Source organism: Allorhodopirellula heiligendammensis, from assembly GCF_007860105.1.
Taxonomy (GTDB): Bacteria; Planctomycetota; Planctomycetia; order Pirellulales; family Pirellulaceae; genus Rhodopirellula; species Rhodopirellula heiligendammensis.
The window spans coordinates 1-22,168 of record NZ_SJPU01000005.1; the positions used below are offsets into that span (position 1 = coordinate 1).

23 protein-coding genes and 2 pseudogenes are annotated in these 22,168 nt (G+C 55.6%); 15 read left to right on the forward strand and 10 right to left on the reverse strand.

Going from position 1 to position 22,168, the window contains the following annotated elements; all coding sequences use genetic code 11:
* Positions 1 to 205: 205 nt before the first annotated feature.
* The 6 genes and pseudogenes from Poly21_RS24485 to Poly21_RS28365 all read right to left on the reverse strand — a co-directional run.
* Positions 206 to 2,698, reverse strand: a complete 2,493-nt coding sequence (locus tag Poly21_RS24485; protein WP_146409718.1) for a carboxypeptidase-like regulatory domain-containing protein — start codon at positions 2,696 to 2,698, stop codon at positions 206 to 208.
* A gap of 637 nt (positions 2,699 to 3,335) precedes the next feature.
* Positions 3,336 to 3,731: a hypothetical protein gene (locus Poly21_RS24490; RefSeq protein ID WP_146409719.1), complete on the reverse strand. Its 396-nt coding sequence runs from the start codon at positions 3,729 to 3,731 to the stop codon at positions 3,336 to 3,338.
* 238 nt (positions 3,732 to 3,969) lie between these two features.
* Positions 3,970 to 5,682 (reverse strand): FAD-dependent oxidoreductase, encoded by a 1,713-nt coding sequence (locus tag Poly21_RS24495; RefSeq protein ID WP_146409720.1) that lies wholly within the window; start codon positions 5,680 to 5,682, stop codon positions 3,970 to 3,972.
* Positions 5,683 to 6,323: 641 nt separating this feature from the next.
* Positions 6,324 to 6,827 (reverse strand): hypothetical protein, encoded by a 504-nt coding sequence (locus Poly21_RS27910; protein WP_302120505.1) that lies wholly within the window; start codon positions 6,825 to 6,827, stop codon positions 6,324 to 6,326.
* A gap of 220 nt (positions 6,828 to 7,047) precedes the next feature.
* Complete coding sequence (locus tag Poly21_RS24505) at positions 7,048 to 9,345, reverse strand: trypsin-like peptidase domain-containing protein (RefSeq protein WP_302120507.1); 2,298 nt, start codon at positions 9,343 to 9,345, stop codon at positions 7,048 to 7,050.
* Between the two features lie 135 nt (positions 9,346 to 9,480).
* Positions 9,481 to 9,699: pseudogene (locus tag Poly21_RS28365) on the reverse strand (SHD1 domain-containing protein); the annotation flags it as partial.
* 805 nt (positions 9,700 to 10,504) lie between these two features.
* Between Poly21_RS28365 and Poly21_RS24510 the strand changes: the two are divergent.
* The 5 genes from Poly21_RS24510 to Poly21_RS24530 all read left to right on the forward strand — a co-directional run bounded on the left by Poly21_RS24510 (position 10,505) and on the right by Poly21_RS24530 (position 14,912).
* Positions 10,505 to 11,032: a hypothetical protein gene (locus Poly21_RS24510; RefSeq protein WP_146409722.1), complete on the forward strand. Its 528-nt coding sequence runs from the start codon at positions 10,505 to 10,507 to the stop codon at positions 11,030 to 11,032.
* 94 nt (positions 11,033 to 11,126) lie between these two features.
* Complete coding sequence (locus Poly21_RS24515) at positions 11,127 to 11,696, forward strand: hypothetical protein (RefSeq protein ID WP_146409723.1); 570 nt, start codon at positions 11,127 to 11,129, stop codon at positions 11,694 to 11,696.
* Between the two features lie 1,113 nt (positions 11,697 to 12,809).
* A complete protein-coding gene (locus Poly21_RS24520; RefSeq protein ID WP_302120510.1) occupies positions 12,810 to 13,337 on the forward strand; it encodes a hypothetical protein in 528 nt (175 codons plus the stop codon).
* Between the two features lie 385 nt (positions 13,338 to 13,722).
* Positions 13,723 to 14,376, forward strand: coding sequence for a hypothetical protein (locus Poly21_RS24525; protein WP_146409725.1), 654 nt, complete (start codon positions 13,723 to 13,725; stop codon positions 14,374 to 14,376).
* Between the two features lie 149 nt (positions 14,377 to 14,525).
* Positions 14,526 to 14,912, forward strand: a complete 387-nt coding sequence (locus Poly21_RS24530) for a hypothetical protein (RefSeq protein WP_146409726.1) — start codon at positions 14,526 to 14,528, stop codon at positions 14,910 to 14,912.
* Positions 14,913 to 15,003: 91 nt separating this feature from the next.
* Here the strand turns inward: Poly21_RS24530 and Poly21_RS28505 are convergent, their stop codons facing one another.
* From Poly21_RS28505 to tnpA, 3 genes and pseudogenes are all read right to left on the reverse strand, one after another.
* Positions 15,004 to 15,393 carry a hypothetical protein gene (locus tag Poly21_RS28505; RefSeq protein WP_146409727.1) on the reverse strand — a complete coding sequence of 130 codons (390 nt, stop codon included), beginning with the start codon at positions 15,391 to 15,393 and terminating at the stop codon, positions 15,004 to 15,006.
* 12 nt (positions 15,394 to 15,405) lie between these two features.
* Positions 15,406 to 16,440 carry an IS66 family transposase gene (locus Poly21_RS28370; RefSeq protein WP_436967525.1) on the reverse strand — a complete coding sequence of 345 codons (1,035 nt, stop codon included), beginning with the start codon at positions 16,438 to 16,440 and terminating at the stop codon, positions 15,406 to 15,408.
* Between the two features lie 15 nt (positions 16,441 to 16,455).
* Positions 16,456 to 16,641: pseudogene (gene tnpA / locus Poly21_RS28510) on the reverse strand (IS66 family insertion sequence element accessory protein TnpA); the annotation flags it as partial.
* Positions 16,642 to 17,636: 995 nt separating this feature from the next.
* On the opposite strand from tnpA, the gene Poly21_RS24545 reads away from it, so the two are divergent.
* The 10 genes from Poly21_RS24545 (at position 17,637) to Poly21_RS24570 (ending at position 21,841) form a co-directional block, all read left to right on the forward strand.
* A complete protein-coding gene (locus Poly21_RS24545) occupies positions 17,637 to 17,993 on the forward strand; it encodes a hypothetical protein (protein ID WP_302120513.1) in 357 nt (118 codons plus the stop codon).
* Complete coding sequence (locus tag Poly21_RS28375) at positions 17,981 to 18,208, forward strand: NAD-dependent epimerase/dehydratase family protein (protein WP_146409730.1); 228 nt, start codon at positions 17,981 to 17,983, stop codon at positions 18,206 to 18,208. The genes Poly21_RS24545 and Poly21_RS28375 overlap by 13 nt, the downstream gene beginning before the upstream one ends.
* A 227-nt stretch (positions 18,209 to 18,435) precedes the next feature.
* Positions 18,436 to 18,687, forward strand: a complete 252-nt coding sequence (locus Poly21_RS27920) for a hypothetical protein (RefSeq protein WP_302120515.1) — start codon at positions 18,436 to 18,438, stop codon at positions 18,685 to 18,687.
* Between the two features lie 166 nt (positions 18,688 to 18,853).
* A complete protein-coding gene (locus Poly21_RS27925; protein WP_302120516.1) occupies positions 18,854 to 19,009 on the forward strand; it encodes a hypothetical protein in 156 nt (51 codons plus the stop codon).
* Positions 19,006 to 19,209 (forward strand): hypothetical protein, encoded by a 204-nt coding sequence (locus Poly21_RS24555; RefSeq protein ID WP_146409731.1) that lies wholly within the window; start codon positions 19,006 to 19,008, stop codon positions 19,207 to 19,209. Before Poly21_RS27925 ends, Poly21_RS24555 begins: the two co-directional genes overlap by 4 nt.
* Before the next feature lie 20 nt (positions 19,210 to 19,229).
* Entirely contained in the window at positions 19,230 to 19,487 is a 258-nt protein-coding gene (locus Poly21_RS27930; RefSeq protein ID WP_302120517.1) for a hypothetical protein, read from the forward strand.
* A 99-nt stretch (positions 19,488 to 19,586) separates the two neighbouring features.
* Complete coding sequence (locus tag Poly21_RS24560) at positions 19,587 to 19,787, forward strand: hypothetical protein (RefSeq protein ID WP_146409732.1); 201 nt, start codon at positions 19,587 to 19,589, stop codon at positions 19,785 to 19,787.
* A complete protein-coding gene (locus Poly21_RS27935) occupies positions 19,771 to 19,941 on the forward strand; it encodes a hypothetical protein (protein ID WP_302120519.1) in 171 nt (56 codons plus the stop codon). Before Poly21_RS24560 ends, Poly21_RS27935 begins: the two co-directional genes overlap by 17 nt.
* Complete coding sequence (locus tag Poly21_RS24565; protein ID WP_146409733.1) at positions 19,938 to 20,138, forward strand: hypothetical protein; 201 nt, start codon at positions 19,938 to 19,940, stop codon at positions 20,136 to 20,138. Before Poly21_RS27935 ends, Poly21_RS24565 begins: the two co-directional genes overlap by 4 nt.
* 1,328 nt (positions 20,139 to 21,466) lie before the next feature.
* Positions 21,467 to 21,841: a GIY-YIG nuclease family protein gene (locus Poly21_RS24570; protein WP_302120522.1), complete on the forward strand. Its 375-nt coding sequence runs from the start codon at positions 21,467 to 21,469 to the stop codon at positions 21,839 to 21,841.
* Positions 21,842 to 21,861: 20 nt separating this feature from the next.
* Here the strand turns inward: Poly21_RS24570 and Poly21_RS24575 are convergent, their stop codons facing one another.
* The gene (locus tag Poly21_RS24575; protein WP_302120524.1) at positions 21,862 to 22,104 is read right to left on the reverse strand and encodes an acyl-CoA thioesterase; all 243 of its coding nucleotides are present in this window, start codon (positions 22,102 to 22,104) and stop codon (positions 21,862 to 21,864) included.
* Between the last annotated feature and the right edge of the window lie 64 nt (positions 22,105 to 22,168).

Sequence of the window (22,168 nt, forward strand, 5' to 3'; positions counted from 1 at the left end):
TCCAACTCATTGAAGCGTTGCTCCCAGCGTTCACATTCCGGACATCCGTTCCCAGTGCTCATGGCGTAGAATTCTAACCGACATCGCCGAATCCGCGAATATCAGTTTTAAAACCGTGAACAGTTACAAGGGAAAATCAAGCTTCGCTTGATTAAGGTCTAGCTCGGTCGTGCTAGGTGCATCATTTTCGTTCAAGAATCAATGCTCACTCCAACGTAATCACGCCCAGATCCACCGGTTCCTGGACTCGTTCGCTTTCCATCAGCGGAATTGAAAACTTGTAGCCACGGATGGAACCGCGATGCCCGGGTTGCATCATGACGTCGAGCTCGTACTGGCCCTCCGGCATGTCGTCGATCCGGAACGATCCGTCTCTGCCGACGGTGGCAAAATAGCCGACTGCCTCGGCTTGTTGGCGCTCGTAGACTTGGACACTGACGAGGTAGTTGATGCCGAGAGGAGTGCGCAGCCACGCTTCCCATTGCCCCGGTATCTGCATCATCGCTTGCCGATCGACAGGCGGAACGGGGACCACGAGGCGCTTCCTGACCATCATTGTCGCGAGGTTCCAAGCGATCGGTTTGCCATTGTCATTGGGGCACTGCAAATGGCCCGTCACCGATCGACCGGTGCCGCCTAGGTTGACGGTCACTCTCTCTCCAGGGGCTACTGTGAACGGCACCCGTGGTGTCGACGCAACTTCCGACGCACCATCCTCCACCATCACAATGATCTCACGATCGACTAGCCCTCGACCATCAAAGATTCTATCATGTCGGTAGTTTCCCTGTTCATCCGTGATGGCATCAGCGTCGGCGTAAACTCGCACGGAATTTCCATTCGCCGGACGAAAAGTGCCGCCGGAAATATTCAGTCGCGTGTTTGCTGCTGGTTTCGCTCCGATGCGGAACGTGCCTTTGATGGACGACCAGGGTGTCAGCTCAATCTTGTCACCGGGCTCGATCGATTCCGAGAATACGAACGCATGGCCATGCTCATGAACGACCACGATATGAAACGGGTCGTCTCGCGCCGGCAGGCTGAATTTGCCATCGGCGTCGGCATCCAACCTGGTTGCATAGGTGGATGAATCATCCATTTCGCCGTTATCGATCGAGATCTGAGCGTGCTCGTCAGCGATCGCGAGCTTCGCGCCGCCCGCAGTCTGGCCCTTTGCGTCGACAATCTGCCCGGTCAAACTGGCGGCTCTCTCCAACCGGAAATCGTAGGTAACATCGCCTTCGTCCGAATTAAAGTCACGCGACTGAGTCACGCGGTATCCTGCGGCTTCGATGCGAACGAGATATCCAACTCCGGACCGATCGAACTGCACGCGGTAGTTCGATGTTTTGGACGTATACGACTCGCCTCGATACCAGTCAAAACCGATTCTCGGGTTGTCATTGCGATGCCCAGGAGTCACCCGGTAATCGGTAATCGGTTCGCCAGATTCGGCATCGAGAACCCGGCCGGTAATGACCAACAGCGGAGGCGGTTGAAAAACATATTCGGCTTCGCGGGCGATGATGGGTTGCCTGACCATGGTCATACCACCGCGTGGACCGATGTCGGCTTCGAAGGTATCGAGCGGTGCTTCGTTCCATTCCCATACCCCATGTTCGTCTGTGTGGCAGTCCACATGATCGAACTCGAAATAGTCAACGCGCCCTCGCCATCGTTGCAAAAAGATACTCGCGTTGGGCAGTCCATTTCCATCCGCATCGACGACTCGCACTTTAACATGCCCGCCTTTCGGCAATACAAAGTCGACGGGTTCCATCTCTGGACCGATACCAACGTCTTTCATCTCCAGCGCACGCCCCTTGGCGAACACGACGACCCGGCAGTGCCGTTCGTCGCAGCCAGTGAGCTGATACCGACCGTACTCATCTGACTTCGTTTCGCGTATTTCATTGAGAAATTTTGTTCGGACGGTCGCGTCTTTGATTGGGTTGCCGGCGGGATCACGAACGAACCCAGCCAACGTATACCCTTGAGTCAAGGTGATTGTTCCCGGGGATGGATGGTCGGGTTTCGATTCAAATTCACTCCTCGGTAGAGCCATCCGGAATGGCTGGTAGTCAGGATGGTTGACCGTCACGTGCACATCCAGTTTGGAAACGGGAACGTGACCGTATTGCCACCGCCCGAATTCGTCGGTTTTGACGGAGGTGCCGACATGAAGGGCTCTCGTGTTCCCTGGTGGCTTGCGGTATTGGAAACTCGGGCCAACCACGGCGTCCGACACAGGGTGTCTACCGGCATCCAGAATGACGCCTCCGACCGTCCAGGCAGGCTCGATCGACGCAGTTAACGATTCAGGAAGCGATTCGCGATCTTGGTCGAACTCAGCCCAAAAAGGTGCGAACCCCTCAGCTAAGATTGAGAGCGAAAAATCTCGAGGAAGCGAATTCGCTTCCAATCGCAGAATTCCATTGGAGTCTGCGGTGGCTTCGATCCCATAGGAGTTCGCCTTCGCGAACTTGCCCACCACGATTGCGGTCGCACTGACCTTGGGTCGCGACCTGATATATATAGCGGCGCCGGGAACGGCAACTCCTTCCAAATCGACGACTCGCAGCTCAAACGATTGCGGTGCCGGATCGTCATCGCCTTCGGCATGCCGTCCGCTCGCCAGGATCATTGGCAGTAGAGAGGCGACTAGTAAACAAGCTGCTTGAGACGTGCGTGATTTCATTTAGCCATATTTCTTTAAGAGGTAAGCACCTGCACCTAGGTACGTGCGTAAAACCATATCAGCCGCTGGCGCGTTTGTGTGCGGTTCTCGTGAACCGTCGAACCCGCTGGATGTCGAAGTAATCGTAGGTTGGCCACCCTTGGCCGACATCGAAACCTCTGACGGGCAAGAGTGTCCATCATACATCGGTAATCGCCAGGTTTGTGCCATTTCGCGGTGATTGTCGCTCAGCTCTCCGAGCTGAAAGTCTGCAGCGTGAAGAGAGCCTGGGAAGAGAGCCTGGGGAAGAGAGCCTGGGGACACAGCATTTTGTCAGGCTAGCCGCCGTTCCCCCGCATGCGCCCGATCGCAATTTGAGCTGACTTCTCTGGTATTGGGGCCGGCCAGTGTCAGGTTGAGCCTGGGCGTTGACGCGGCAAAGCAACATCGGTGCGAGAAAGAAAACGGGACGGGGGCAATACTGTTCGGCACGGCGTTTGGGGGCGGCGATTTTAATGCGGGTAGAGAAGTTTTCGCTGATCGCTCAAATACGAAAACCATCCCAATGGACCGGCATCGCCGGAGGGGCTATGTGATCGGCTGCGTCACCGGTCCACTTGGCTGCTTTGTTTTTGAAAAAAACAATCTCAGCGAAGCGTCAAGCAGGTTCGGCGATCTGCGTCAGCAGTTTGACGACCGATCCGTCGACGGCGGTGAGCGTTTTGTCGATCTTCGCCTGTGGATTGTCCGCCTCAGCCCGGGCGATCCTTGGGATTTGCTGCCCGAGTTCCAGGGCGATGTGCTTGAGCTTTTCGGGATCAAAGACGGTGGGAGCTTCGCTGAGGGTTCCCAGAGCGGCCCGGGGGATTTTGAATTTGCGTTGAACCCTTTGTAGGGTCGATGCCTGCGGGATCCCGCGGAGACTGGTCAGGTTGGATGAGAACATCCACATCAGGATCAACATGCAGTAGTGATCCGTGTGCAGTTGGCGCTTACCAGCGGTATGCAGCTGTGTGCCGACCTCATGCAACGACTGCAGCAGGGGCTGGAGCACTTTGAGGTACTTCAGTCCTTGGACATCTTTGGCAGCGGGCGTCGGCTTGGCTATTTACGGCATTACGTGTGCAGGTGCAGCGACACATGTCAAATGGGCAGTGGGCTTGGTAGTCTATTGCGTGCGCAAATTTCGTGCCAATCGCCGCTGCCCACCACTTCTGCTAAGCACCCCAACGCCGTGCCGAACAGTATTGGCTGTGTCCCTGGCTGGCGGCTATCTTCGCCATCCTAAGGAACTAGTTCTGCAACTTCTGGCTAATCGCTAGTAGTTGCTCTCGCAGCTTGTCGTATTGAATGTCTTGCACCGTTGCCTCTGCATCGATCGCCATGGAAGCGGCGACACCTGCGCTTTGGCCGAGGATCATAAAAACCGGTTCCATGCGGATTGAGCCATAGGCGGCGTGGGTGGATGACAGAGTGACGGGCACTAACAGGTTTTCGCACTCACGCCTGCTTGGCACGATCGAACGGTACGCGACGGGAAAGGGCTTGGGACATGGCTTGCCGAATCCGCCTTCATTGCGGACGGTAGTTTTGCCGTCGCGCACGACAACCACGCGTTGGCAGAAGTGTGAATCCATCGCGTATGAAGCGAGGCCGACCGAGTCCTCCGCGATGCGTTTTCCCTCGCAGTTGTCTTGGTTCATGATGTAGTCCGAGACCATCCGCCTGCCTTCGCGGACATAGAGTTCGTGGGGCCAGCGACCTGAGCTCTTGAACTCATTGGGATCCAGTCCGAACGTATTGACGCGTTGCTGCAGCGGCTTGGGGATACTTGGGTCATTGGCCAGGAAATGCATCATGCCAACCTGGTAGTCGATGTGATCTTGAAAGATCTTTTCACGCAACTCGTACAGCGCGGCCATGGGCATCGGCAATCCTCGGCGAGGCTCGGGCAGTTCATCGAACGAGCCAGGGACGTAGGTGCCATCGGGCCACTGATAGTTGCCGCCGACATAGTCGCTGGAGAGGCTGCCGGCGTTATTGGAGTCGCCACGACGCATCTGCACCGGACCGTCGGTCATTGGCTCGGTGGTGTAGTTCAGTGTCCATTTGATATTGGCATCGAAGTTCAAAAAGCGTGCCAACAGTGCATACCGACTGGCGTCGTAGCGTTTGGGTTGGGGGAAGGGGATCTTGCCGTCCTTGTTTGTCAAGATCATGCGGAAGTTGTAAGCCTGGACCTTGTAGTCGCCTTGACCAGGCTTGCCGGCGGGCTCGATCGCAATCTCTGGGAGGAGGCCCGAGTTCTGGTCACCCGAATGGACGAACGGGCTGATAGGCAGATCGCAGAACTGGTACACGCCTTTCCATGATTCCGTCTGCCATTGTCCTGCGAGCGATTCGTCAAAGGCGGACCTTGGCTCGCGGCCGACTCGATAGGAGACGCCTGCGGCTGCGTACAAGTCTCCTTCGTAGGTCGCATCGACAAACATCTTCGCCACGATCGTCTCGCCGGTCATTAACGAGATCGATTGGATCCGCTTGTCGCTGAGCGCAGCGGACTCTAACGGTCGGCGAAGCAGTACCGTAACGCCAGCTTCTTTGAGCATCTCAAGAAACTTAATCTCGGCCTCATGAGAGCTGAAATCAGTTATCTTTCCCATTCGGTCGTAGAACTCGCGAGCCAACCCGCCGACGGATGTGTTCGTGCCAATATCGGTCGCTGTCAGACCACCCGTGGTCAGGCCGCCGACATGGGGGCCGAACGAAATGAGTGCGACTTCCTTGCCCATCCGCGCCGCCTGAATTGCGGCGGTGATTCCACCCGGGGTGCTGCCGTAGACAGCGACATCGAATGTGAGGCGTTGGGCCTTGGTGCGTTCAACCGGCGCGTAGTACCGCGGCGGTGATTCTGCGAAGGCTGTGGCTGGCTCTGCCGCTGGACAGGTGCCTACGAATGAGGCCGCGGTGAACGAGACAATAAGGAAACATAGTCGCTTGATGATGACGAAGCCTTCACGGTATTGAACACTGTTTTGCTCTCACCCTAGTCGACCAGTCGTCGCAGAACAATCGGACTGCGGTTTAGAGATGCTCGAGCAAAGCAAGTAGCCAGAGCATCGCAGCAACGGGGACACGGACACAGCATCTTGTCAGGTTAGCCGCCGTTCCCCCGCATGCGCCCGATCGCAATTTGAGCTGACTTCTCTGGTATTGGGGCCGGCCAGTGTCAGGCTGAGCCTGGGCGTTGACGCGGCAAAGCGATGTCGGTGCGTACTCCATCTTCATCGGTTCCTAGAACCGGTTTGGTGCACACGAAAAGCGGCGAGATTCGCTAGCCGCGTGTCGTCAGCAGCTCGCGAGCCCGGCGGCGGAGATGGTAGCGGCGGTGGGTTCGGTGGCAGCGCATCGAGTCCACACACTCAGGACGCCCCGCGTCGCTACAGCACAAGCGTCCAAGTCATCAACCAGTTCACACCAAGTCGCTCTGTCCAGACCGAGCCGCACCAGAACGGGCGGCACACCCGCAGCGGTGCGATGCTTACCAGGGACACTTTGCCGGGCCGTCTAGTCTAGTAGCTCCAAGTAGTCCGCCCTCCGCGTGGCCTAGAACCCTTTCTCGCTACAACGTTTTCTCGATGCACTTTCACACGGGCCCACCGAATCGGTCTGCTCGTCGATCGCGATTTGCCCGCGTCGCTACCCGTTGGCACAGCAACCGCATCCACCAACTGAAACTACTCAGTCGCTGGCGGATTTCCGTGCGTTTGATAGGACACCCGGCGATGGACTTGATCTCGGGATCAGTCGGTGTCATTGGTAAACCATCAGCTGTGCGGCGGTGGGGGCACAGCATCAACCACCGCCGCGCCACTTCCTCATCACTCCACGTTGCGACGACGTCGGGGCGCGAACGCAAGATGAGATGAAAATGGTCTGACAAAATCGAAAAGCCAAGCAAGTCGATCCCAAAAAAGGAAGCGAATTGTCGCAAATGCTCCTCGATCCAGACCTTTCTGTGGTCGAAGTTTTTACCGGAGAACGGATCGTCTCCCAACAGAAAGCACCTCCGGCACACGCGAGTGTACACATGGGCGATGGCCACCTCATCGGGATCAAAAATTTCACAGCCTGCCATTCGGGACATCATTCGCCTCGCATTCTCAGGAACTTTGCCGCCAGCCGCTAACGTCACTCTATCGCCCTACACGGATGGAGCCAAACCAGCCGCGAGATTGCTATGTCCTTGGCTCCTCTATGTCCCTTTGGCTCCTCCGAGAGTGCTATGTCCCTCTGGCTTCGTCATCGCCATGGCTGTCGGATGGTATGAGTGGATCGGCATTTCAAAACACCCGACTTGTCAGTTCCAGTCACTCGTAGTCCGCGACGGTCATGGCAACCGCGAACGGAGCGATCAGCCCGGCATAACTCGATTCGTAGATCATCTCCTCGACCTTCCGTTCTGGGTAGGGATTGACCACTCGGGTGACGAACAACGACAGCGTGAAAGCAGGTTTGTCTTGGATCGCGTCGTTGGTTCCAGTCCAGGCGAGATCAGCTTTCGGCAAATCCGTTGGCTTCCCACGCACCCAATAGTCCGTTAGATGTGTCCCGTAGTTCAGCTCCTGACGCTTTTTTGAACCATCTTCGTAAATGAATGTGACCGTCGCAACAGTTGATCGCCCTCCGGTCTGAGACTGCTTGCATCCATCCAACAGGAACAAATAGTCAAAGTTGCGTCCGACGGGCACTTGAACCGACAGGGGGTACTCTTCACGGAGTTTCTTACCTTTCAATTGCACATACTCATCGGTGATCTGAAAAGGAATGCCGGCCATCATCACGTCGCCACGTGGGACCCCACCAAGGTGATCGGCGGGGACCAGAGGATTGCCAGCAGCCAATCCACAATTGACGGCGTTTGAAAGATCCACGGGACTTGGATTTCTGACCAAGCCCACGTTGAACTCTTGGTTCGAACGGGGTTGCGCTGTCGCAGCCCGAGGGGGCATCACGATCGTGCGAGGTGGCCGTTGTGAATCAATCTCTTGCCTGGGTTCGGGTGCCACGGATGGGCCAAGCAATTTAGCCACTTCTTGATCAAGCTTTTGTCCTGGATAGCCAACCGAGACAAAACGGATAATGCCTTGCTCATCGATCAAGTAAACTGTCGGCAGCGAGTTCACTTGCCACGTTTCGAAGATGGCGTTCGACGATGGCTCAGGAATGGACGGCCAAGTCACCTTTCCTGTTTGACGAAGTTGCTTCACCGTTGCCATATCATCACCATAGACGCCAATGATCTGCAGTTTCTCATCGCCATACTGGCGAAGGTAATTGCGAAGATGCGGATACAGACGCTCACTGGGACCACACCATGAGGCAGAAAACAGGACCAACGAAGCAACGCCTGGCTTGGTCGCCAGCGTGAGTGAATGACCCTCGCTGGACTGTCCCTTCAACAGCGGAGGTGACACACCAACACTCAAATGCTCGATAGCGTGATGCATCGACTTGGCAATATTTAAAACTGATTCGCCTTGGATCTCGGTCGTCGTACCGCTTTGGATTGCAAACTTTAACAGTCGACTGACGAGCTGTCGCTGATCGTCGGCCATCGTACCGGTGCTACCATTTTTCAGTTGAATGGCTAACGCCAAAGCCGCACACGACTTGGTATCCTCATCGGCACCATGCTGGACCATCGCCTTCAAAAAATCTCGCGACACGTCACTATCAACCGGAATCAAGGCGAATGCGACGTATTTCAACCCTTTGTCTCGAAAGTGATCACGTTGCAACTGCTTGATCACTTCCACCACCTGGGGCGCCACCCATTCTGGGCCGGAAGCACCCAACTGCAATGCCGCGTACAACGCTTGGAACGCGGTCCGGGTTTTGGGCTTCGAAGCGGCTAACTTTACCAATCGTGGCACAAACTCCTTGGCTGGATGAATTTCGTCGAAGCTCACTTCGTCCAGATCGCGAACCATGACCTCTTCCATCCAGCGAGAAAGCTGGTTGATCACCAAGGCGACCTCTTCTTCCAGGGGCAGCATAGGATGATCAGCGGGTGAATTCAGCGGAAAGGGCACGATCTGTTTGGTCGTGCTCGCTTGCTCCTGAAGCTCGTCTAAGTGAGAGACATGAACGGCAAATCCCAATTGCTCGCCGGGAATGATCCAAGTCGCAATGCCGATGACACGCCCGTCTGAGTCCAGAATCGGTCCGCCGCTACTTCCATTGGATATGACCGCATCGGTTTGAACCCAAGTCGTATTCCGGTTCGCCTGAAGATCCCTCTGGACCGTGGCAGGCAGCTCCTCCGTTCGTCGCAGTGCATTGACACTTCCGCGACTGATCGTGTGACTGAATCCTTGTGGGTGGCCGATCGCGACAACTGGCATGCCCAAGATGATCTTGGGAGCTCGAGAACTTCGCAGCGGCTGGACTCCCCGCGGAATCGATTTCACTTTCAGGATCACGATGTCTCGCCCCTCATCAATGGCGACACATCCATCCACTTTGACGGTCGTGCCATCACGAAAACGAACCTCGGCCTTCATGGCTTGCTCGACCACGTGATGATTGGTTGCAATCAGCCCTGGACCAACTACAAACCCGCTTCCGAATCCCGAACCGCCCGTCATGTCACTTGTCGAAATCATGACCACTGAGTCCGCGATCTGATCTAAGTTCGCGGCCGCCTGCCCGCCACCAGAATCACCCCGCCTCGACGCTACCACATTGCTAGAGCCGGGACCCGAGCGGGACACTGTTCGATTCGTGGACGCGTGCTGCTGGTCGGAGGGACTGAGTTGGTCCAGCGGCACGTCGATAACGGAACCATCCAACTTTCGCAGCCGGACCTTACCGTTCTCCAGATGAACCATTTCAGCGTGAACACTGAATTTGCCCGTGCGGTCGGACCACAGCCGCGGTTCTCCTGCGGCACAGGCTGAAACGATGCACCCCAACAAAAGGGCAAGCGCACTGATCGATGTCATCCGTCCCACAAGCATTTTTCTCTCTCGATCGTCACAACCAATCTATACCAACTCGTCGATTAGATGCACCGAAGCAGGCAAGAGTTCCGGCCCGCGAGGGTCCGCGTCGCAAAAAAAGGCCCGCAACCGCATCATCACCTCAGAAGACCATTCTAACCGAAGAACAACCGCAGGCGTTCGCCCCGCATCGACGTGAGTACGTAGTGGAGTGGCGAGAGGGTCGTCCAGTGAAGGGCCGGGCTTCTTCCCACATCATAGAAGAATCCTGAGGGGGCGCTGCCGGACGACGCCGAGGTTCATAGACAGAGCCTGGGGACACCAGAGCCTGGAGACACAGCATTTTGTCAGGCTAGTCGCCGTTCTCCTGCATGAATGGAGTCAAACTATCCGCGAGAGTGCTGTGTCCCTCAACCTGTGTCCACTAATCACCGCCACGCTTTCGTTCTTCGCGGCTGGAATCCTGTTTTGCTGGCCACGTTGCAAGCGATGGGATGGTAATCATGGAAGACGAAGACGGGCAGAGATGCATGGTGCGTGCAAAGGCAATTCGCATGATCGCTGTTGAACCGGATGGTGCTTTACGATACGATCGACACGCCGCATCATAACGAGTTTCTAAAGTGCGAAGAATCCTGAACACCAGACGCTGCACCTGCGTCGCCGAGTTGAGTTTTTGGGAGTGGTGAGTCGTTCGCTGCGACCACGTGATCGTTAACGTTATCCCACATACTGAATGGAAACACCTCCACGACGGTCCGGCCGGACAGATCTGTCGGATCCAGAGTTGCTACTTTGCGACTTCCTCTGGGAGCATACCGTGATGACACGGTGCCTTTCAGACGACGTTTACCCACTGCACATGAACGTGGGATACTCCCACGGGCTAACTCGTGGACAGCTTCATGCGACGCTCTCTTCCATGATGGATCGCGGCATCGTTACGGCTTCTACTGCCTTCAGCGACGCTGACTCCTCTGTGACGCTAACCGCTACCGGCGGTTCACAATGGGAACTGGAGCGAAACCCGAAATGGGATAGCTTCATTTCACAACGTGACAACTTTGCAGACAATCGGCTGACGGTCGTGGCGCCAAGCGAACGACTCGGGCGCTACTACATTGGTGCTCGAATTGCCGCGGACATAGAAATCCAAGCTGGCCCCATCGCTGTACGGCGGAATGTAAACCTCAATCTACTTCCTTGGCGGCACTTCAAGGATTTGACCGTTTTGCGATTCGCTTGCTATCCTACCGGCTTCGGCAATCCTCAATGGGACATGTACTACGAGCATCGTTCTTGGTGGACCACACTCGCCGAACTCGCATCGCTCAACGAAAACCGGGGATAATAATGCGATGGTGATGGAGTCGGGTTGCTCGCCATTTTCGCAGTGGTAAATCGTTCCGTGCCACCCGCACATCACCGACGTTAACCGACAAAAAATGCTTCAACTCTCACATCAAGAATGTGTCCGATTGCTGGCTGGTGCAGCAGCAGAGATGCGTTCTGCTATTGCCACTTTTGCTGACCCGTCAACGTTGGCATCAATTGATCAATCAATCAAACAGGCGAATACTGCTGCTTCCAATGAGTTGCCCGACACTGAGCTCCGAGATTCGGCGAACGCTGCTACAAGATTGACTGGCAAAGCTGAGTTGTATTCGCAGGGCTTGTCTCTGGACGAATCCGACCGCAACACGCCGTTTGGACGACTTTCAGCGGATCAGGTCAAGTCGGTTCGTGATGTCGCCGACGTCGCTGCACGGTCTCTACGTGCCGCCACTGGTGACCTCCAAAACGCTAACGATGAATGCCAAGAGGGCATCAGCTGGGCGTATGCGCTGGCCGAACGGATCGGTGACAACGACCTGCTCGCTCGTATCGAGGATCTGGTAGGCTCGTCTCCCTCAATGAAGTCGCACACAACGGGTAACAATCCGCTGCACTCGGAACCGCGATGGTGGGCGTTTTGGGGATGGTTGCGACGTTCGCCGCCTCCCGGTAATCAGTAGCATTGCGAGACGAAGCTGTGCTAACGCCGAGCGTGGGTGAACTGCCAAGTGTGCCCTGCGGCGCATGGTCCAGCGCCCGATCCATGACAACCGACGCCAGCCCTGCGAGGCATCAACCAACGTCTGCTCTGCGAGGCACTGACTGACGCGTGATCAATTGGTGAGGGTGACGCAGTGCTCGCCGTGCTTCTTGCACTGCCTATGCGGCGTGCCGTTTGTCAGCAACGCGGACGAGAATGGGTAGCATCTCAAAATAGCCATGTGGCTTCTCGTACGATGGCATGGGAACAGGCTATAGTTCACTCCTCGCGGACACCCGAGCGAGATTCAGGACATCGCCTTTGTCAGTCCTAGACGATGCTGGCGATCTGATCGCGTTTGGTGGGGGCAGTGAGGAACTTTGTTTATCGAGTTTTGCTGTCGAAGAAGCAACAAACCGAGTTGAATTTGCCGAGATCGAGTGCGAGAATGTTCATGTCACGTCTGTCCTGGTGTTTGTTGGGTGGAGTGAATGTGTCAGGCAGCCGCAAACTGCTCATATCACAGGTTCGAGTCGCCAGTTTTTTGCGAATGGCTCCCACGCACCAAACCTAGGACTTCCATGGATTCTTTCGCCGACCGAGGTGACCCAATGTGGCCTGAACTTAGACCCGGTCCGCTCTACGTCATTGAGGTCGACAGAGCGACCCTAGCCGAACTGACGGACCCGGCTTGGAGGGACATGTTTTGGTGCGAATATACCTTGCGTCCGACTGACGATGAGTCGGATGCGGCACTGCACGATCCCAACCTTTGGAACGACGTTCTTTTTGCGGTCCGACATGTGCGAACTCAGACCATTGCAGAAAACTGCTTTTCTGGGGGGTTTGATTTATATTGCCAGAGAGAAACGGATCGTCTAACCTTTCGTTCACTGTGGCCGAGATACGAAGATGAACTATCCCCTCCCGGAGTGATCTCACGCTTGCTCGATCGCTTTTGGCGATGATACTTTAACAATGCGACCCGCCACTAAAGAGCCGCGAACCAAAGAATTGCACGGGAGTCGCGAGTCACGCGTTTTTCCAGTTCAAATTTTCACGGCCCGATCCCGTGATGTCTACCGTTGCCCGAATGAAAACTCATATCACGCTGCTGCTCGCTCTTGGCTTCGCGACGGTTTGCGGATGCACCGACAATCAAATGCAAGTACCGTTAGTACGCATCACTCATGACCAACGTGATCGATACCTTGAGGTTGGAGGTCTCCACGGATCAGAACTCAACGGCCTCATCATGGACGACACCGATGAGTACGATGCATGTATCGCAAACGTAATTTCGACGCTTGAACACTACGGAAAATTGGGGATCGATCGCGAATGCCCGTACTATGTCAATCGGTATGCGCCCGCTGACTACTTTCCCTGCATTGAGACCAAGGGCGTCGATTACGTGACTCTCGAACTGATCTCGGATCTTCATGCTGACGTTGTCGCGATGCCAGCCAAATACCGTATTGATCTCTGCAGTGCTTTCCCGTTCTGGACCGATGAGCTGAATGTGTTTATCGAACGAGGTAAGATTTACTGGTATGCTGACGATGAGACTGCGGCAAAGATTGGGCTGCTGAATAAATCGTCGCTTCCAATTGGCGGGTAACCATCGGTTACACTAGAGGTCGCGAGTTGACGATTTCGAAGTGTCGATTCGTACGCGCGTCTCCTCTGAACCGCTCCGTCACCCGACGTGACTTGCACATTTGCTTGAGAGGGAACTGAAGTCTGAAATACCGAATTGGCACGCTACTGCTCATCAACCGTTTGCGCAACGTTTGTGACTGGGTAACGTCTCGTGATCGATGCACGAGACGCAATGGCGACTGCCGAACGTGAGTTCGACCGCGTTCGTGGAGGCAGCGAAATTTTAGCGGCACTCGAATGCACAGCCGCTGACAAGTTCTTTACACTCGCCCGCAAGCTTTAAGAGGATCCCGACCAATGGCCGGAATATTTTGACACCGCGAACCAGAAGTACATTGACTACCATGATTTCGTCACGCGATCTTGTAACGAGCAAAACGAAAGTGGGTGACAATGCCATGCAATGGAGGACGGTGTTCACGTCTTGGCAGGTGCACGTCGCTCCGCCGTTCCCACAGATGGCCAACGTTCTGCAATTATTAGATTCTATCAGAACCACTGCATTCATCGCCCTGACTACCCTCGCACTCGGCTGTTCAGATCGTCATGTTTCCATCGAACAGTTACCGCAAACGGTCGTCGGAGTCGATGTCGACACGAACGAACCGCGATTCGTTTTCGTTGCACCTGATGGATTCGACTGGAATGACGAACATCGAATTTGGCACAACAAGACGACGCGCACGAGTGTGACGCTAGCCCACGCTCCGGGAACGACACTCCAATCCGTTGTCGATGACTTCGTAGCTGATCGTATGCTGCCATCTGGCATGGAACTGACTGAAAAGGTAATTCGTGACGTAGCAGGGCGACCGACGCTGCTTGTCCACGGCAATCGGCTAAATGCGAGATACCCGCAACAGTTTTGTACAGTGGCCTTCGGTACAACCACAGGCTGTGCACAGATTACTGCCATCTACCCAGCCGACGGGGACGAGCATGCGAAACAGCAAATCGAAACATCGCTACTAGAATCTCGGTACGAAGTGCCCAATTAGACAGAACAAAGCGATCGGGATAGCGACGGTGTTGTTTTTGGCAATAGCGCAGATCAAAAATCTTGAAGTTTTTGATTCCTTCGCCCATGCTGGTCAGGGGCCAGCCCCCGAACCCCCGAGATTTTTCAGGCATGGCGCCAGATGTTCAGATGGCCGAGCACAAGCGCGAGCTCATGGCGGAGACGAACGGTACGGTAGTGGAAAAGATGCTGGTCGACCAATCGCTCGCGACGTGGCTGCAGCTTTACTTCCACGAAGGCCGTGAAGCCAAGAGACCCGCAGACAACGTCCAGATCAGCGAGCACCGACTGAAGAAGATCGAGTCGGCGTTCAACCGCCACATGAAGTCCCTGAACGCCCTTGCCTCAATGAAGTCGGTCAACTTTACAAAGCGGATGGTCGAAGCGATGAAAGCGGTCACGCAGGATGTTGACGACGATCAAAGCGAATCAGCTTCCAGTCCTGAAGATCAGCCCAGGCACAACCGGCTCCGTGATTCGTTTCGACGGGCGTTCGATTTGGCTCCGATGAACTGATTGGCGGCGATCGGTGGAGCAAATGCTGCGGTCGTGATGCTGATGATACGGTAATTGTCCACCCGCACCATTCTGCCCGGTGGGGTGACGGCTATTTGTTGAGGCGTCGACGGCGGGCATGTCGGACTCGCTTGCGGTCGGCCGCTTGTCGGCGTTCGTCGTGCCGGTAGTCGCGGATGGATTCCGGGTTCGAGTCTCTCCCGGCAGGTGGACTCAGCACTGACCAGTTGGTTTCACCAGCAAGGGTTCGGCGCATCACATCATCCAAATACGCGTGAACACCCAAGTCACTGCGGATCGCTGTCCCGATGATTGTCATCAAGTTCGCCGCTCGTTCACCCGCCGATAACGAGCCTTTGAATAGCCAGTTCTTGCGGCCTGTAGCCACTCGCTTCATCAACTGCTCACAGTCGTTTGAGGTGGTGACCTGATCCCAAGCGTCTGCGGTGAACCGCTTCAGTGCCGCACCGTGTCGACGCACGTACGCTGCCGCCTAGCCAAGATTGCTTTTGGGAAGGACCTTTGGCGAACTCATTGTTTCGCTTCGCAAGTGTTCGTCGATCAAGCCAGGCACGTGACGCGAGAGGCACTGCCGCCATGACAATCGCACTGCGTCATTGAGGTCTTTGATTTGATCTTCGATGCCATAAAGCATCCGAATCAGCGATTTCAGCTTCGCCACTTGGATTGGGAACGCAATGCGGCGCTCGTCGATCTTGCGACGCGCATGCGCCCAGCACGCTGCAAACGTGATTCGCGAGTCGCTGCGAACATCGATCTTTTGTAAACCTGACCAGCAGTCGCCGAGCAGCGTTCCTTCGTAATCCGCCAGCACATCACCGGGGCCGTCACGGTGACGACTGACCGTGAAGTCGAACGCGACCACCGGAAGACGCGATGCGTAGTAGCCCCAGAAGTTCGCTTGGATGCTGGGCTTGCCCGATGCGATCGCTTTTTCAAGCACCTCGCCGATTCGCTCAGGGCGTGGATGATTCGACAAGCCGGGAATCGCCTGGGGCGTGATCAGCACTACGCCTGTGTCATCACAGTCCACACAAGCATCTGTCTTGAGAAACGGCCGCAGGCGTTCAGCCAGTGGGCGAAGTGCGAACTCGACGGAGCTTTCGATATTCGCCAGCGTGCTACGACTTGGCGTCCAGTCGCTGCCGGCGACCGGACTTGATGGCGGTAAAACGGCAGGTGATAGCAGCGTTTCCAGGCAATGACTTCGACACCGATCGAAGCGATCGCCAGCGACCAGTCCGGTAGGACGCTCGGGGCTGATGATGGACGGCTCATCGTCGACACGATTCTTTTCAACCGGCTGAACGTATTTGGCGTACTTATTGACGCGTACACGAAGCTCGGGCCGGATCCACTCGAGCGTTTCGATCTCGTCATAGCCGATCAGCTTCAAGCCCTCGCGTCGATCTTCGGGAAGGTCAACGATCCGCTCGATGCGCGGCAAGTGGTCAGGGAACTTGCGGTCGCTCTTGCGAGGCGGCTTCGGCTGAGAATCAGCTGGCACTTCGACACGAATGCGGATGCAACCGGGAAGTTCAATCGTCGCGATCACGTGATCAGCTGCGGGTGCGGGGCGATCCGATGTGTCCTTGAACGAGACGGGCACGAACTTCGCCACGGCGGAGGCTTTCGGATCTTGTGCCGGCCGCAGCTTGCGTTTCCAGTAGTAGAACGAAGACTGCGAAACACCTTCGGAATCACAGAACTGAGCGACCGTCGTCTAAGCTTGTTCGAATCGTTGCAGACGCTCTGTCCAAAGCTTCGCGGTTTCGGCTCGATTCATGGGGTTCTCCATTGGGAAGCAAAGTAAACCCAATAGCCTAAAACCCGCGTCTACAATGGCTCTGGTGAACGGTTACGATGATACTCAGGAGCTAGTTGGGCATACGTCCTCAATGACCAATCTCTGGTGGCAGAAACAGAAGCGTCAAAGCAACCACCAGTTGAATACCGCTGCTCGTCCGTTCATTTGAAGACATTAAACTGATGGCGAGTCGATTGCTTTTGCCTTTTTGATCGCTTCGCCAACAATGTCCCCGATACGGGCCAGGATTTTGCGGAGACTGCCACTTTCTAGTTGGTCCCTTGCTTCGCAAGCTCTCCGGTGAATCTCCACCAACTCTCTAAGGGAAAACATAATCACCCTCGGGCTGGGCGTGATAAGCATGAGGCGGAGATAGAGTGTGGTCATCAGTAAACAAATGACTTTTCGCTGGGCAAGCGAAAGTTTGACTTTGATGGTTGCGTCTGACATTCGATTTCCAGAATATATATACGATAGGTTGCTGAGACGAATAAAGATCGACAGGTATAGCCAAATAGTTTTGACCAATCGCTATTCTACAATATAGATAGGAATAGGCCAATTCATTATCAATGTGGTAGACCGTTTCTATAGCAAACTTTTTCGTCAGTGCCGCAACGAGGCACGGTGTTGTTGTCGGTCTTTCGAGCCTTTCCTCTGGCAACTGCTTTCTGGAGGACGTGCCAAGTCGTCCCAAGTGGTGCGAAAGATTTCTTTTCCACCAATAACTTACCGTGCAACCGCTTCAATGATCTCGGTCGACTGCAGGAAGCGATGAAGGTTCTGTAGCACCGGGATGAAAGTGTGTTACTCATCGGCCATCGCACCCGCCGTGTTGATTACAGCAAGGGGAGCGTTGATCGGTTCCTCGACCGCTTGAACACCGACCTGCAATCTTGACCGATGTTCCAAGTTGCGAGGCTCCAGCTACGTTCGTGACAGGTCTGACCGTTCTCGCGGACCGCTTCACCCTGTTAGAGCGAAGTAATCCGATACCGGTGGAACACGCCCCGGACGCTTTGGTCACCCATTACGCTGCTGGCACCGCTCGTCGAGCGACACAAGCGGTTTTGACAACATGGATGAAGTCGAGTGGATCGAACGTGACCTGGGTGAAACTGAGAGCACTAGGACGCTCGTCAGAGGCTGCGACGCGGTTGTCCATGCCGCGTTTTACCGTCCCCGGGGCCGGTTTTGGTGGAGACGACGGCGACATCATTAACTTCGTCCAGAAAACGTCGTGGGCACACTGAAGCTGATCGGAGCCACACGCTCAGCGAGAGCCGGCCGTTTCATCGCGTTCGCGACGTGCGCCGTCCACGATCAAATTCTTGACGATCGACCACTCGATGCAACTCATCCGCTGTGGGCCAAAAGTCGCTACGGTGCTCACAAAGCAGCCATCGAAAAGTTCGCTCATCGTTACGGGCTCGGACAGGGCAAACCGCCTGGGCCTTCTATGGCTTGACCGGGCACCTGAAAGCGTCGTCATTCGAGCGTGTGATTCAAGCGTTGATCTTTACGCTGTTGTTGAGGTCATTCACTACCGCGTTGCGCTTGCTCTCGTACGGTTTGGCTTGACAACCGGGACCACGATTGGAGCTTGGAATCCAGGTAACGCGTTTGCCTGGAAGGTAGAGGGGCTATGAGGACACGCTTTCGCCGGCAGCCAGCAGTTGGATGTGCAGCGGCTCGGTGATCTTTCGACTCATCGCGACCGATCACGACATGGCGATCAGTTTAATTGTCGAGGCAATCCGCTCAATCCCGATGGCTGCCAGCACACCTTGGACCGGGCAGATGCTTGCAGTCGAACGGTCTGAGCGGCAGTCCCTGATAGCCAATGAAAGTCTGCGATCCGCAACGGTGTCGCAGGCTTTTGCTATTGCCCCGATCCCGGCCATGCAGGGCATTGATTCCGGCGACCCGCGGCGATTCAACAGCTGAAGGCGTGCCCAGTAACGCATGACGGGATCCAGGACTCGATCCGTCACTGTTCCGCGGTCTGGGGCACGTCCGTCTCAGCAGGCGGTCGCCTGCAATCGTTGTTTAAAATCCGGAATTTGCACCGATCTTCAATCTGCCTGGCGGCGGAGAAGGGAGCTTCCCCACGGTGCGTTGTTCACGAGCACCGAGAGGCAGCACGTCGGAACACATCGACGCCAAGCAAGCCGCCGAGGTGATGCTCGATCGCTTCGTCAGGTTGGTTCGCCATGACCTCGAGCTGATTGAGCTGGTCGCCACGCCGGTCAGCGAAGGCGAGACATGATCAATCCGTATGAGCCAGCCACTGAGGTCGACGAGTCAAGCGAACGGCAGCATCCAGACAAGCGACCTTCGCTTCAAGTCATCGCTGCGATCATTTTCGTATTCAAGTCGCTGTTCTTCCTGATAAGCGGATCCGTGGTTGAGAGCGGAGGGGCGTTCTTGGTCGGTTTCGTGTGCTGGGCTGTCGGGAAGATGCGGTAACGCAGCAGTGATTTACGACGTTGGGACTCACGGCCGAGAAAACCTTACGAAAACTCACCGCAGCTAGGCTCGAGCGGCTCGCAACTGCAGAGGAGTCCCCCGGCGGTGAACGCATGGACGACATCGGCCGACGACGAAGCACGAAAGCCAACACGGAGGAAAAGCGGGTTCCCGCGATCAACGCTCACAGCGTCAAAGGTACTCCTGCGGACTTAGGCGGGCAGCAACGTGAACGCGTTGGGACTCAATTTCAGGCCGCGCCGGGTGTACTGGGGTGAATCAGCGGCCACGAGAGATTGACCAGGCACTGCTGTTGATCGAGTGATCCGAAGCGACGACAATTTACAGTTCCCGTTACTTTCTCTGAGAGACATCCGATGAAAAATGAAATCGATGAATTCCGCCTTGCCTGGCTTGATCTGAGTCGCGAAGGCAAATGCGACGTGGTTAACGGAGACGAGTACCAACGTGTTCTCACCGAGTGGCAAGAGGCCGGAAGCCCAGCGGACATTGCCGAATTTATCGCTGCGTCCACGAGCAAATCTGTTGATGGATCTTCACATGATGGCCGGAATTAGCGATCGCGCGACCATTCGACTTTACCGCCGGTTGCTGCAGACTTGGGCAATGGGTTGGTTGATGCTCAGCGTGCGGCATTTCCGTGAGGCGATCGAGCGAATGTGCGAACAGAGTCGCCCGTGGGAGACATCCACCGAAGGCAAGGCAAAATGACCGGATACGAAGATGAGGACGATCGGCACGACCGCGAGGAAGACGAGCGGATCTGGCGAGAGCGAAGGCAAGCTATCCAATCTCGTGTTACGCGGGAAGCCTTCGCGTTCTTCCTCCGCGAATTGAAGCAGATCGAGGCCCGAGTAGTCGGCAAGGGGCTCGGTGGCGAGAACGGCGAAGACGATGAGTTCGTCTAGGCCGCGTTTCGGAACGTCTTTCACAGCGGCTATGTGGCTGGGCTCGACGCGATAGATCGTGACTGACCACACGACACACCCCTAGTCGTGACAGTGTTCTCGTGAGTCGAGCCTGTCGTCACGATCAAGGGAAGGCGATCGGGGGCGGATTGATTGCACCGGGCTTGCGTATGGATGAGACCGAATCGATTTCTAATCCTGGTTCGGAAAGCAGCCGCTGAACCTCCTCCATCGCCAGATCGCGTTCCTGTCGACTTGCGAGATCCCACTGGCCTGAGACCCTCATGACCGCGTGTTTTCGGGTGGAACCTCGAGCCCTATCTCAGCTCGTAGTAGCAATTCTAGACTGGTTGTAACAAGCTGATCATCCAAAACCTCGCACGCTGCAACAATGGACGCAACTCGGGAATGGATGCCGGATGGCTTCAAAAACGATTCCAGTAGTTGCCATGTTCGCCGGTGGATTTCCGTCACTCTGTCGGCCTCAATCGTCGCAACCTTGGCCAGAGTTGCCCCTGGGGGTAGCCAGTACTCGCTGGTGAGAGGCGCGTCGGTTGTTCCGCTGCACGTAGTAGCAAGTGCTGGTTGGTCGACTTCGTATACGAATACTGTATCTTTCCGGCCCTTGCACATCGCCGCAAAACATTGCGGGATGCTGCGAGCAACACACAAACGCGGCTCGTATGACTCATTGTTCTTTTCAAATCCCTTCGGCGGCTGCTCCCTAACCACAAGTTTGTCGCCATGGTCATCGTGGCAGCAATGGAAAAGACGTTTGTCGCCTTTCCGTAGCTCAAGTTCCCTAATCTTCGATCCGATGTTGGCGATTCGTTCGTGATCGACCATCTAGATGTTCCTCAACATGAAGGCGTTCAATCCAATGAGTGTCCAACAAAATGTGCCAGTTGTCGACACGATCGGATTCTGATCATTCGGTCCGTAAGTGCCACACCGACGCGACTTTGGATAGCTTGCGACTTACAGCGGTTGCATCGACCGAGGCGATCTTCGATTGGCCCAAATCCGCTTCGGTGTCTTCGGAATCTGTACACCGATGCGCCGAACCGGCCCCAACCGAAGACGCTCCGGTTTCATCGGCCGGAGCAAAATCCGAAGTCAGCCACCGGAGGATAGAAGGCGACCTCCAACTGCTTGAAAATGGATCTGTGCACTTGTCGCCAAGATTTTCGAGACTTTGTCACACTAAAGCCATCCAGCTCGAGATCGAGGCGACTTCACGCGGCAAGAGAATCACTCGCGATTCACACCCGAAACCAATCCGCAACTAGAATGGGCCTGGATCATGTCGAGAACTCGGAGGCGTCGGTTTGGAAAATTCGGGGATTTACTTCATCACGTGTGAATGCTTCGGCGCAAAGTTCGTAAAGGTCGGGAGATCGGCAGACGTCGCCAGTCGCCGACGTGAACTGCAGTGCGGCTGTCCATTCGAATTGGTGATCGAATATGTTCAGCCGGTGGATGAAGAGGAGGCGATCATGCAGGAACGCCGCTACCGCGCGAAGCTCCGTTCGCTGCTACAGCGAATCCAACAAGCTGACGCCTGGCAGTTATCTGCTAGCGAGAACCTGATGCCGAGATGGTTCCCCTTTGTCGGTGAGATTGAAGCACACGTACTCGAGCTGAAAAATGAGGAATCACCGGAATCGTCCGTCGCGACCGACCAGCAGGCAATGTTGTTTTGAGCCAGAATCGACGAATGCGGTCAGAGACTTACGTCACCCACAAAAACGGGCCGGTGAAATGCTACGCTCTTCAGTCCCACCGTGACTATTGGCTTTCGTCCGCAGCCAGCTTTCCTGATTTCGTGGTACGCACCAACGGCTCCCGCTTGGTCGATATAGCTCAGAATCACGCCGCCGAAGATGGTGCCGTGTGGATTGGTGTCTCTCGGCATCATCACGACTTTGATCGCCATGTGACGCTCGCTGGTTGGTTTGTCGGTCACGGGAATGCCTCGGTCGTTTTGCGATGTTCAGTGTCGGGAGCGTCAGTGTGTGCTATTCCCACAG

Coding starts and splice junctions, on each gene's coding strand:
- Poly21_RS24515 (WP_146409723.1), top strand. CDS start 11,127: ATGCTTCAACTCTCACATCAAGAATGTGTCCGATTGCTGGCTGGTGCA.
- Poly21_RS24510 (WP_146409722.1), top strand. CDS start 10,505: ATGACACGGTGCCTTTCAGACGACGTTTACCCACTGCACATGAACGTG.
- Poly21_RS24505 (WP_302120507.1), bottom strand. CDS start 9,345: ATGATTTCGACAAGTGACATGACGGGCGGTTCGGGATTCGGAAGCGGG.
- Poly21_RS27910 (WP_302120505.1), bottom strand. CDS start 6,827: ATGATGTCCCGAATGGCAGGCTGTGAAATTTTTGATCCCGATGAGGTG.
- Poly21_RS24565 (WP_146409733.1), top strand. CDS start 19,938: ATGACCGGATACGAAGATGAGGACGATCGGCACGACCGCGAGGAAGAC.
- Poly21_RS24485 (WP_146409718.1), bottom strand. CDS start 2,698: ATGAAATCACGCACGTCTCAAGCAGCTTGTTTACTAGTCGCCTCTCTA.
- Poly21_RS24530 (WP_146409726.1), top strand. CDS start 14,526: ATGGCCGAGCACAAGCGCGAGCTCATGGCGGAGACGAACGGTACGGTA.
- Poly21_RS27935 (WP_302120519.1), top strand. CDS start 19,771: ATGATGGCCGGAATTAGCGATCGCGCGACCATTCGACTTTACCGCCGG.
- Poly21_RS24560 (WP_146409732.1), top strand. CDS start 19,587: ATGAAAAATGAAATCGATGAATTCCGCCTTGCCTGGCTTGATCTGAGT.
- Poly21_RS24525 (WP_146409725.1), top strand. CDS start 13,723: ATGATTTCGTCACGCGATCTTGTAACGAGCAAAACGAAAGTGGGTGAC.
- Poly21_RS24520 (WP_302120510.1), top strand. CDS start 12,810: ATGAAAACTCATATCACGCTGCTGCTCGCTCTTGGCTTCGCGACGGTT.
- Poly21_RS24555 (WP_146409731.1), top strand. CDS start 19,006: ATGATCAATCCGTATGAGCCAGCCACTGAGGTCGACGAGTCAAGCGAA.